Genomic DNA, 10,797 nt, shown 5'->3' with positions numbered 1-10,797 from the left:
CTTTTGAATAAACCACCTTATATTCAGGATTGTTTTCCTTGAATTCAGGCAACTTGTTTTGCTGTTCTATATATCCAACACTACGTTGTTCGTTACGCCATGCGTTTTTTCTATCATCCAGAGCAAGATTATAGATACATCTACATTTTTCGGATAATTCCCAGAGAACATTAACCTGTTCTTCTATAGGATATATCTTAATCTTTTTTGTTAGCTGCATGTTTGCCCTGACTTTTCATATATTTTTTCAAAGTGTCGACTGGTATAGGATATAGTACTAATAAAAAGATGAAACTATGAATATATGTATTTAACTAATCGCGACGAATATTAATGAGGAAGTTGACGGCTTTCATCCCCCACCTGTCGCTTCGCTCCGAGGAAAGGGACTTCCCGCCTTAATGTTAAAACTCACTCAACAAACCACTTTTTCTTAAATCATTTCTTCTTATATATTCCCGCAAAAAAGCCAGTTACCAAAAAAACAGCTCCAATACCCAGAAGAAAAAGGGGCAGATCAAAACCTTCTGCCTGGTTTTCAAACAAAGGAGGAATAGAAGAGTTGTTATCAAAGTTACCGGCAGGAGGAGTTTCGGGTTTCTGGGGCATGGGAAGCCTGGGGTTGAGGTGTTGATACACTGGAGAGAACCTTACCAGTACTCCATTTGCCCCGGCATAGATGGTGTCCACTGTGAGGTTCAAAATCTCTGTAGAGTTATTAGAATATACAAAAGTGCTGCCCTCACTTACAATAGCGTCTTCAAGGAAAACTCCTTCCCTGCTAAGTTCGATCCATACCTTGCTGCCCTCAGTATCAGCACCTTTTACGTAAATCTGATAATCCTGTAAGAATGTGTAGTAGTCTCCTGACCGCACATAAATCTCGTCCCCGTCAATTAAAATAATAGGAAGCTTCCCCTCATCTGCACCAGCCGGAACAGGAAGTACTGCACAGAAGAGAATTGAAAAGAAAAAAAAGGCCAGAAGGGAGAAAAAAAGTGCAGGCAGGAGATTTGCTCCTTCCCTGCTTTTTCTTCCGTGTTTATTTGGGGCGCGCATAAATGCATCTACCTGCAATAATTTCTTCTTGAGTATTATCTGCCTTTCTGATAATAAGTGCTCCGTCAGGAGTTACTCCAACAGCTTTGCCTTCTATAATCCTGGAAGGTGTGGTGACCTTTACATCTCTACCAATCGTATCCGAGAGTGCAAGCCAATCATTGAGTATCTGGGAAAAGGGCTGGGTCTTGAAACTTATATACTGCTGCTCAAGCTCAAAGAGGAAATCCTGCAGGAACGAAACTCTTCTAAGATGTCTTCCAAGCTCGACTTTTAGAGTGGTCGAACCTGCACGGAAAGACTCGGGAATATCCTTTAAATCCATATTTACATTGATTCCTATCCCGAGAACGACATAGTCTACTCTATCCACTTCAGCCTTTGCTTCGGTAAGGATCCCGCAGACTTTCTTCCCATTGATACGGACATCGTTTGGCCACTTGATGCGGGCATCAAGTCCCATATTGCGGATTACATTTGCAACTGCAAGCCCGGCAACAAGAGTCAGCCTTGAGGCGTGCCTGAGAGGAATCCCGGGCTTCAGGATCACAGACATCCAGATCCCACCGTGGGGTGAGACCCATTCCCTGCCCATGCGGCCCCTGCCTCCCTTCTGTATCTCAGCGATAACAAGGGCTCCTTCTTCTTCGGAAGCTGCAATTTCTTTAGCGACACTGTTAGTGGAGCTAACTTCCTCGAAGTAATGAATCTTCTGTCCCAGAAGAGTTGTTTTGAGTCCCATCTGGATCTCATCAGGGTACAGGAGTTGAGGCACTGATTTCAGGACATAACCCCTCTTGGGGGATGATTCTATTTCATATCCGTCCGCCTGAAGGGATTTGATGTATTTCCATACCATAGTCCTGGAAATTCCAAGCTTGAGCCCCAGTTCTTCCCCAGAAACAGGGGTTTTCTGTGCATCCTTAAGTGCCTTAATAATTCGAGATCGTTTATCTCCCATCCGCGCACCCCATACAAATGTATACGTTCCACCGTATATATTGTCTTAGTCCAAACATATGCATCATATCAAACAGACCGGAATTTCTCAGTACAGTTTTCCGGAGAGTAAACTGGTCACCGCTGTGTTTTCTGGGCCATATTAACATATGCATGAACAGCAGCCGTGATCGCTGCGACCTTCTTGTCCTTTGCCTCCAGAGCCGAAGCCAGAGTAGCCCCTTTTTCACTATCGGCCTTAACGACCTCTTCCACAGCTTCAAGGATATTCTGCTCTTCGATAAAACCGGTTGTCATATCGCCTCTGCGAAATGCCGGATTCCTCATGACAGCTTTATGGAAGGGAATGTTGGTTTTGACTCCCACGACCACGTATTCGTAAAGAGCCCTTTCCATCCTGGCAATGGCATCCTCTCTTTTTCTTGACCAGACGCAGAGCTTGGAAATCATGGAATCGTAATAAGGGGAAATTGTATACCCAGTATGTACACCGCTATCCACCCTTACTCCAGGGCCTCCGGCAGAACGGTATCTACGGATCTTTCCTGGCGAAGGGGCAAAGTCGTTTAAGGGGTCTTCAGCGTTGATCCTGCATTCGATAGCATGGCCGTCAATAACGATATCTTCCTGCTCAAGCTCGAGTTTTTCACCCCAGGCAATCCTGAGCTGTTCCCTTACAATATCGACCCCTGTGACCATTTCGGTGATTCCATGTTCCACCTGCAGGCGGGTATTGACTTCAAGGAAATAAAAGTTCCCTTTAGAGTAAAGGAACTCGACGGTTCCTGCGTTTACATAACCTATTGCTTTTGCCACCCTCACGGCAGCCCCACCCATCTGCTCCCTTAGTTCGGGAGTCATGATAGGAGAAGGAGCCTCTTCAATCAGCTTCTGGTGCCTTCTCTGGATGGAACATTCCCTGTCCGAAAGATAAACCGTATTACCAAAAGAGTCGGCAAGGATCTGGATCTCTATGTGCCGGGGCTCTTCTACGTATTTTTCAATAAATACCGAAGAATCCCCGAAAGCCGAACCTGCCATCTGCCGCGTGGAACTCAGGGCTGTTGCAAGCTCTTCCCTGGAATTAACGACTTTCATCCCTATTCCACCGCCGCCTGCAGACGCTTTGATAAGGACGGGATAACCGATCTTCTCAGCCACCTCGAGGGCTTCGGTAACGTCCTCAACTGCATCTTTTGTTCCTGGAACTACAGGGACCCCGGCTTTCATCATCAGATTTCTTGCCCTGATTTTACTTCCCATTTCCGCAATCACATGGCTCGGAGGACCTATGAAGATAATACCCTCTTCTTCACAGCGTTTTGCAAAGACAGGGTTTTCAGAAAGAAAACCGTAGCCAGGATGGATTGCATTGGCTCCGGTGTTTTTTGCAACTGCGATGATAGCTTCCATGTTCAGATAACTCTGGCTGGCAGGGGCAGGGCCTATCAGATAGGCCTCGTCGGCATACTTGGCAAATAGGGCATTTTTGTCAGCCTCCGAACAGACAGCTACAGTGGAAATTCCGAGCTCCCTGCAGGCACGCATGACCCTGATTGCGATTTCACCGCGGTTTGCAACAAGTACTTTTTTGAACATAATACATTCCACCTTGCTCAATTCACTCGATTGACAGTATTATGTCACCAGGAGTAACCGTATCTCCTTCGGAAACAAAAATTTCCTTGACGGTTCCCGAATGTGGAGCATGGACCGTGTTTTCCATCTTCATAGCTTCGATGACAGCAACCGTATCTCCTTCCTTCACGACATCTTCAACCTTAACCTTTATGGAAAGCACCATACCCTGCATTGAGCTGGAAACTCCTCCTTTAATGGATTCAGCGCTTGGCTTTTTAGGAGATGCCTCGGAGATGGAAACCCCGCCTAGAGGCTCGATCTTAACCTCGTAGACTTCGTCATCTACCTCGACCCTGAAGTGAGTAGGCATTGTGTACTCCTGAGGAGCTACAGGGGCAGGAGCAATAACTGCCAGGGATTCTTCTTCCATTTCCCCTTTCAGGAACTTCGGAGCAATTGCCGGGTAAAGGATGTATGTAAGGATATCTTCTTCGGATTTTGCAATGCCCATTTCCTCGGCTTCTTTTTTCCTCTTCTCATATTCAGGCTTGAGGAGGTCTGCAGGGCGGCAGTGAATCGGCTCTTCGTCGCCTATGATCTTTCCGACAATTTCAGGGCTGATTGGGGCAGGAGAGCGCCCGTAGAGCCCGCGTACATAATCCTTTACCTCTTTAGGAATGACCTTGTAACGTTCTCCCATGAGCACATTGAGCACAGCCTGCGTGCCTACAATCTGGCTTGTAGGAGTAACAAGAGGCGGATACCCGAGCTCTTTTCTGACTTTCGGCATCTCGTCAAGCACAGCCGCATACTTGTCAAGGGCATTCTGCTCTTTTAACTGGGAAACCAGGTTAGAGAGCATGCCTCCGGGGATTTGATAGATAAGGACATTGGTGTCGATTTGTTCGGAAATGGGGTCAAGAATCCCCCGGTACTTGTCCTTCAGGTCTTTGAAATACCTGACAACCTCTTCAAAGGCTCCAAGGTCAAGACCTGTATCATACGGAGTTCCCTTAAGAGCTGCAACAACGGTCTCGGTAGGCGGCTGGGATGTCCCCCATGCCAGAGGAGAGAGTGCAGTGTCCAGAACATCCACCCCAACATTACAGGCTGCCATATAACTCATCGGGGCCATTCCCGAAGTGCAGTGGCAGTGTAGAGAAATTGGGATAGAGATCTCTTTTTTCATGGCACTGATTATCCGGGTGGCATCATTGGGAGAGAGAAGTCCTGCCATATCTTTGATGCAGAGGGAGTCACATTCCAGCTCTTCAAGCTGTTTTGCAAGCTCCACATACTTTTCTACTGTATGTACAGGGCTTATGGTGTAGCAGACCGTACCCTGTACGTGGGCTCCCAGGCCTTTTGCCACTTTGATAGAAAGTTCCATATTCCGGATATCATTGACAGCATCGAAAACCCGAAAAATGTCAATGCCGTTTTCATAGGCTTTGGTGACAAACTTTTCAACAACGTCATCTGAATAGTGCCTGTATCCTACAAGGTTCTGGCCGCGGAGCAGCATCTGAGCATCTGTGTTGACCATCTTTTTCTTGAGGTCCCTGAGGCGCTGCCAGGGATCTTCATTAAGGTAGCGAATACAGGTGTCGAAGGTGGCACCTCCCCACATCTCGAGAGAAAAATACCCAATCTGGTCCAGTTGTTCAACCACTTCGAGCATGTCCCTTGTCCGCATCCTGGTTGCCAGGAGGGACTGGTGTGCATCCCGGAGGACGGTTTCAGTAATTTTTACACGCATGGATGAGCCTCTTAAATCGAATCAAAAAACAGAATTTATTGAAATATACTCATCCTTGACTTTTCCAGAGAGATTAATCTGGAATTTCCTGAGTATAGATAGGAACTTGTTTTTTGATTCGGATCGGTCAAAGCATATAAGTCTCCTGGTAGCTATCATGTGCAGTAGCATGTGCAGTAGCCTGCAATTTGCCTGGAGAGGGGTTAATTCGGTATAATAGAACCGAATCTCCGGTACCGCATAATGTAGCAGGAGAAAATTAATATTACAAGATACGCCCGCAAAACTCAACGTGTCTTGCGTCGATAGGAATATTTTTAATAATACCATTGTTAACAAGTAAATACTTTTCGCTGCCGTTAACATTAGAGAGTACTCATCTCAAAAAGAAGCTCCCGGATCAGAAAAACAACTATAATACAATAATAGGAGAACTCCTAACCCTGGTGAAAAAAAGAAAGAAAAAGAAGATAAAACAAAAGAAAAAGAGAAGAAAACAAAAGAAAAAGAGAAGAAAACAAAAGAAAAAGAGGATAAAACAAAAGAAAAAGAGAAGAATGCAAAAGAAAAAGAGAAGAATACAAAAGAAAGCTCATTGTCTGGAAAATACACTTTTTTACTTTCGCCCGACAAAGAGCCACTGGTCATAAGTACCTTCTGAATCCGTGTTGTCCACGATCTCCCCCTCGACCCCTGCCTTAAGGAGAGTATCGGCGAGAATTTCAATCTCGGGTTTGCTGCTTACGGTAAAGAGCAGGACAGCCCCATCAGCTGCAACCGAGACAGCCTCTCTCATAATGCCGGTCCAGAGCTCCTTGTTAAATTCATAGACAAGCCCCAGCATGAAGCCCATTACGGCATCAAAACTGCCGGGCTCAAAGTATCTTGAAATGGCTGTTGCATCCATAACCACAGCCCTTTGAGGGTTCAGGACCTGCTGCTCGAGCCCCTGACAGACAGTACACTTATTGATTTCTATTGCCAGAGGGTCCAACCCGAGCCTGTAGAGTGCGAGCGTTGACATCCCGTTTCCACAGCAAACCTCAAGGAGCCTGCCTTCGGGGTAATAGCCTTTTTTTCGGAGAAGCTCTAAAATTTCGGTGACTCTCTTTACACGATTTTCAGAAAAAACACTTTTATAGGACTCAGGTCTCACAGAGCAGCTCGGACAGAAGTTCCGGCTAACAAGCATAAGGGAGTAGTATTCATTTATTGCGTTCCGCCAGGTTTCGGGAGGAAGTTCAATATCCTTTTCAGGAGGGTGTAGGGCAAGGATGGAGTCTGCAAGGGCTTCAAATCTGGTTTTCAGGGAAGCCGACGCAAGGGCTCCGGTAAATACTGACCAGAAATCTACAGGAACGTTTCCATCTGCAGGATTGAAAAACAGCAATCCCAACGTGTGTTCCCCCTCCCTGACCCTTATAAGCCGAATGCTTTCCGCGCCAGGAAAGTTTCGGACTCCGTTAAGATACTGGAGCGTACGCTCAGGAGTTCTCTGTGTGGTATAACTTTCTTCTACAAAGTAGATCTCTTCATCTAGGTCAAGGAGTTCCTGTAAGAGCATGTGTGACTAGATTCGAATAATCTAATATCAAGATTTCGAAAAAGAGATTCCGAATAAAATGATTGGAATAAAAGTTCATTGAATAACGAGTTTAAAAGACTTCCAAGAATTTACGGGTATAAGAGAATGATTATAAAAATAGTTTGAAAGAAAAAAAGAGGTAAATGGGCTTTACAAAGTAAATAAAGGGGAAAAAGAGCATTAAAGGCTGAATAAGAAGTGAAGAAAACCCCGATATAAGCAAAGGTATTTATAGAATCTGATTACAAAATCAGAGATTAGAAGGAATTTATATTAACAAAAAGAACCTGGAGGATAATATGGCAGCAAAAGTTATACCGTTTGCACCAATTGAGCGTTTAATAAGGACAGCAGGTGCCCACAGAGTAAGCGAGAGTGCAGGAATGGCCCTTACGGAAATCCTGGAAGAATATGGGCTTCAGATTTCAAAAGAAGCTATCAAACTTGCAGAGCACGCCGGCAGAAAAACCGTAAAGGCTGAAGATATAAAACTGGCAACAGAAATGCTGTAAATAAAAAGAGATATTCCTGGCAGGCAATCGCAGATTAGGAGGGTGTAAGCACACAGCTCCAACCCATTTAGCATCAACTTAAATGGGCAATACTACAAAAAGTATTGGAAGAAACCGGATTGCCAGCGTTCTGAAATACCGGTTCAATAATTCGAATCCCCCTTTTAGGGATAAAAAATAACTAAAAAGACAAAATGCTGAAAAACAGCATTTTTCCTATTTTTACTGTTATCCTTATTACGCAGTCGCGGATTCAAGCTCAACTATAGTGAGAGATTCCACAGGGCAAATCTTTGAGCAGGCTCCGCAGCGGATGCAGACTTCGTCACTGATAATTGCCATCCCGTCGATGATCCGGATTGCAAGTTCAGCAGTCTCAGGATCAAAATCATCGCTTTTCATTAGTTTTGCGTTCACAGGGCAAACGGAATAACAGATGCCGCACCCAATACATTTTTCGGACTGAACTATTTTTTTGTTTTTCTTATCTGCCTTTGCCATTAAAAATCACCTCAAAAAATTCCAGATAATTGCCAGACAACGGGAAATATACCGCATAAGAAGCTGTAAAAGCGAGACTGGCTGCAAATATAAAGAGAAATTTATATTTGTTCTGTCTATGATATATTTGATATTTTTAAGGTATATGAAGATTTCGAAGAGCCTGTCAGGGTCAAACTCCGAAAATAAGGTCAGCCAGGCCCATGCCCGTCATCGTGAGTACAGTTACAATGGCTCCTGCTATCATTACCCCTGCCGCGATTGCTGGCAGTGAATGCTTGAACTTGATCCCGAACACAAACGCGGCTGCACAGCCTGTCCAGGCTCCGGTAACTGGCAGAGGCACGGCAACGAAGAGGGTCAGGGCAAGGAGTCCGTATTTTTCAAAGTTTTCAGTGTGGTTTCGTCGGGTCCTTGAAAAGAGCCACGTGAAAAAGACATCGAAGATGTGGTAACGCCTCAGGTACCCGGAGACTGGCTCGAGGAAAAGCAGAAGGGGGACCACAGGAATAAGGTTTCCAATCACCGAAAGGACATAAGCCTCAAGAGGCCCCATTCCATAGATGCCCATGGCAACAGGAATTGCGCCCCTCAGTTCGGAGATCGGAAGAGCCCCTATAACCATTACTGCAAGCCAATGGGGCACAGACCCCAGCATTTCGACCAATAAATTTTCAACAGACATGATGATCAGGAGTGATAACTATAATCTTTTGAGAGAAAAAGGCTCGCTTCAGTCAGCCTTTTTCTGCCGTTCAGAGATCTGGATGTAGAGCTTGCGGCAAAACCTGTTTATCCGCCAGCTAACTCAGGAAACCACATAGTAGGGTATCCCCGATTTAGAGCTTGCGGCAAACCTGGTTATCAGGAATTCTAAAGCCTCATTCATCTCTTGAAAGAGCAAAATGTGCAAGTAAGGCTTCCAGCTGGATTTTTTCGCTGGCTCCTTCGGTAAGCCTGAAGTCGGTCTCCCCGATGATATCCACAAGTGCGACAATGTCCCTTTCCGAAAGCCCGAGATCCAGAACCATAAGGTTATCCATTTCAGAAACCACCCTGTAGATCTGTCCCACGATGTCTTCTCCGGAAAGCCCTTCTTCATAAAGCAGCCTGTTAAGCTCTTTTCTGGCAGCCCTGAAGTTTCCACGCAGGGCAGTCTCGATCAGATCCTTTATCTCTTCAGGGTTTGCGGTTGCCGTAGTCCTGTAAATAGTTTCCCTGGAAATAGGCTTTTCCGTATCAATGAAGACAGCAGCTTGAAGAGAATTGACAGCTTTTCGCATGTCTCCCTGAGCTACATAAATCAGAGCGTCATACCCGCCTTCGGTAATAGACAAAACCTGATCTTCAGCAATGTATTCAAGACGTTTTTTAATGGCTTCATCGGAAAGTCGCCTGAACCTGTAAACTGCACACCTGGACTGAATAGGCTCGATGATCTTGGAGGAGTAATTACATGAGAGGATAAAACGGCAGTTGCTGCTGAATCTTTCCATGGTCCTGCGGAGTGCAGACTGCGCATCCGAGGTAAGGGCATCGGCTTCATCAAGGAAAATGATCTTGAACGGAGCTCCGCCTATAGGGGCGGTTTTTGCAAAGTTTTTAATCTTGTTTCTAACGATATCAATACCCCTTTCATCGGAAGCATTGAGTTCGGTAAAATTTTCTCGCCATAAATCTTCCCCGAAAATCTCCCTTGCAATTGAAACTGCAGAAGCTGTTTTTCCGACACCGGGAGGCCCGGAAAAGAGGAGGTGAGGAAGGTTTTTAGTTGCCACATAAGACATCAGGCGCTCGATTATATCGTCCTGCCCTGCTACCTGATTAAGCCTGACCGGCCTGTATTTTTCAATCCAGATCTCTTCTTTAATCTTAGAGTCCTCCATTAATGTTTACACCTTAATTAGAGAAGATAATATTTAAACTTTCGAATGTTTGCGATATATAAGGCATGCCGACCGCATTTCGAAACAGGAGAACCCTCATAAGTCAAAACCCGGGAACGGGGATAAATAAGAAGGCAAGAATAAAAGGATATTAGGATTTAAAACAAAAAGCCCTGAATATAAGAGAAACCGAAAGTTTATTGAAAGAGACTTCCGGTTGCGAATGTATTTTTTGTGCAAAACGACTGTCTTAAATGAGAGATGAGAGGAATTCATTAGAGTATTAAAGAGTTAGAGAGACTGAGAGTAAAAGGATTTAGATGAGAGGGATTTAATTGCCCGAGAATTTACACATTTTAATTGAAAAGGCTTCAAGCCTGGGACTTAAAGTCTACCCCCTGGAATCAGGAGATCTTGTGGTGGAGAACCGGATAGCCCTGAAATGTACCCACGGCTGCCGGAACTATGGAGAGAGGCTTAGCTGTCCTCCCCACATCCTTTCCATTGAAGAGTTCAGGAAGATCCTTTTAGAGTACAGCAATGTGCTACTCATTGTGGAGGAACACGATACGGCAGATGTGCAGGATATCCTCGAAGCCTGGGGAGAACTCCAGAAAGAGTCCTTTCGTAAGATGTTCGAGCTGGAACAGGAAGCTTTCAGGAAAGGCTTTATCTACGCCCACCTGCTCCGGCCCGGTCCCTGCAACGAATGCGAGAAGTGCAACCTGGAAAAATGCGTAAAGCCTGAGCTCAGGCGTTTTCCCCCGGAAGCCGTGGGAGTCAACCTGCAGAAGGTTCTGGAAAAAGCAGGTATTGAGCTTGAGTTTTGCAAGCCTGGAAAAACCGTGTGTGTGGGAGTTCTCCTTGTGGAGTGAAAAAATTAAAAAGGAAAGTCCGGCGGAAAAAACGGAAAACTGAAAGCGGAAAATTGGAAGAGGGAATTAAAAACAGCTG

At 45.2% G+C, this 10,797-nt stretch carries 11 protein-coding genes; 2 read left to right on the top strand and 9 right to left on the bottom strand.

Going from position 1 to position 10,797, the window contains the following annotated elements; genetic code table 11:
* The 6 genes from EO93_RS08495 to EO93_RS08465 all read right to left on the bottom strand — a co-directional run.
* On the bottom strand, positions 1 to 220 hold a 220-nt coding region (locus tag EO93_RS08495; protein ID WP_048162017.1), incomplete at its 3' end, for a helix-turn-helix domain-containing protein.
* 218 nt (positions 221 to 438) lie between these two features.
* The gene (locus tag EO93_RS08490) at positions 439 to 1,059 is read right to left on the bottom strand and encodes an S-layer protein domain-containing protein (protein ID WP_048136304.1); all 621 of its coding nucleotides are present in this window, start codon (positions 1,057 to 1,059) and stop codon (positions 439 to 441) included.
* Positions 1,043 to 2,020: a biotin--[acetyl-CoA-carboxylase] ligase gene (locus EO93_RS08485; RefSeq protein ID WP_048162016.1), complete on the bottom strand. Its 978-nt coding sequence runs from the start codon at positions 2,018 to 2,020 to the stop codon at positions 1,043 to 1,045. Before EO93_RS08485 ends, EO93_RS08490 begins: the two co-directional genes overlap by 17 nt.
* Positions 2,021 to 2,136: 116 nt before the next feature.
* Positions 2,137 to 3,618, bottom strand: coding sequence for an acetyl-CoA carboxylase biotin carboxylase subunit (locus EO93_RS08480; protein WP_048136299.1), 1,482 nt, complete (start codon positions 3,616 to 3,618; stop codon positions 2,137 to 2,139).
* Between the two features lie 22 nt (positions 3,619 to 3,640).
* Positions 3,641 to 5,359 carry a sodium-extruding oxaloacetate decarboxylase subunit alpha gene (oadA, locus tag EO93_RS08475; protein WP_048136297.1) on the bottom strand — a complete coding sequence of 573 codons (1,719 nt, stop codon included), beginning with the start codon at positions 5,357 to 5,359 and terminating at the stop codon, positions 3,641 to 3,643.
* Between the two features lie 616 nt (positions 5,360 to 5,975).
* Positions 5,976 to 6,923 carry a class I SAM-dependent methyltransferase gene (locus EO93_RS08465; protein ID WP_048162014.1) on the bottom strand — a complete coding sequence of 316 codons (948 nt, stop codon included), beginning with the start codon at positions 6,921 to 6,923 and terminating at the stop codon, positions 5,976 to 5,978.
* Positions 6,924 to 7,243: 320 nt separating this feature from the next.
* Between EO93_RS08465 and EO93_RS08460 the strand changes: the two genes are divergently transcribed.
* Complete coding sequence (locus tag EO93_RS08460) at positions 7,244 to 7,456, top strand: histone family protein (RefSeq protein ID WP_048136291.1); 213 nt, start codon at positions 7,244 to 7,246, stop codon at positions 7,454 to 7,456.
* A 237-nt stretch (positions 7,457 to 7,693) separates the two neighbouring features.
* On the opposite strand, the gene EO93_RS08455 is transcribed toward EO93_RS08460, so the two are convergent.
* From EO93_RS08455 to EO93_RS08445, 3 genes are all read right to left on the bottom strand, one after another.
* Positions 7,694 to 7,957 (bottom strand): 4Fe-4S binding protein, encoded by a 264-nt coding sequence (locus tag EO93_RS08455; RefSeq protein WP_048136288.1) that lies wholly within the window; start codon positions 7,955 to 7,957, stop codon positions 7,694 to 7,696.
* Between the two features lie 172 nt (positions 7,958 to 8,129).
* Positions 8,130 to 8,642, bottom strand: a complete 513-nt coding sequence (locus tag EO93_RS08450; RefSeq protein ID WP_048136286.1) for a small multi-drug export protein — start codon at positions 8,640 to 8,642, stop codon at positions 8,130 to 8,132.
* A 196-nt stretch (positions 8,643 to 8,838) separates the two neighbouring features.
* A complete protein-coding gene (locus EO93_RS08445; RefSeq protein WP_048162012.1) occupies positions 8,839 to 9,843 on the bottom strand; it encodes a replication factor C small subunit in 1,005 nt (334 codons plus the stop codon).
* Positions 9,844 to 10,178: 335 nt separating this feature from the next.
* Between EO93_RS08445 and EO93_RS08440 the strand changes: the two genes are divergently transcribed.
* Positions 10,179 to 10,718, top strand: coding sequence for a DUF2284 domain-containing protein (locus EO93_RS08440; protein ID WP_048162010.1), 540 nt, complete (start codon positions 10,179 to 10,181; stop codon positions 10,716 to 10,718).
* Positions 10,719 to 10,797 lie beyond the last annotated feature (79 nt).

The sequence above is a fragment of the Methanosarcina sp. 1.H.A.2.2 genome (genome assembly GCF_000979975.1).
Lineage (GTDB): Archaea > Halobacteriota > Methanosarcinia > Methanosarcinales > Methanosarcinaceae > Methanosarcina.
The sequence above is the reverse complement of the archived record's forward strand: the minus strand, read 5'-3'. Positions and strand labels throughout refer to the sequence as shown.

Excerpts from the sequence above, each read along its gene's own strand:
- EO93_RS08490 (WP_048136304.1), bottom strand. The coding sequence starts at position 1,059 with ATGCGCGCCCCAAATAAACACGGAAGAAAAAGCAGGGAAGGAGCAAAT.
- oadA (WP_048136297.1), bottom strand. The coding sequence starts at position 5,359 with ATGCGTGTAAAAATTACTGAAACCGTCCTCCGGGATGCACACCAGTCC.
- EO93_RS08450 (WP_048136286.1), bottom strand. The coding sequence starts at position 8,642 with ATGTCTGTTGAAAATTTATTGGTCGAAATGCTGGGGTCTGTGCCCCAT.
- EO93_RS08465 (WP_048162014.1), bottom strand. The coding sequence starts at position 6,923 with ATGCTCTTACAGGAACTCCTTGACCTAGATGAAGAGATCTACTTTGTA.
- EO93_RS08480 (WP_048136299.1), bottom strand. The coding sequence starts at position 3,618 with ATGTTCAAAAAAGTACTTGTTGCAAACCGCGGTGAAATCGCAATCAGG.
- EO93_RS08485 (WP_048162016.1), bottom strand. The coding sequence starts at position 2,020 with ATGGGAGATAAACGATCTCGAATTATTAAGGCACTTAAGGATGCACAG.
- EO93_RS08445 (WP_048162012.1), bottom strand. The coding sequence starts at position 9,843 with ATGGAGGACTCTAAGATTAAAGAAGAGATCTGGATTGAAAAATACAGG.
- EO93_RS08455 (WP_048136288.1), bottom strand. The coding sequence starts at position 7,957 with ATGGCAAAGGCAGATAAGAAAAACAAAAAAATAGTTCAGTCCGAAAAA.
- EO93_RS08460 (WP_048136291.1), top strand. The coding sequence starts at position 7,244 with ATGGCAGCAAAAGTTATACCGTTTGCACCAATTGAGCGTTTAATAAGG.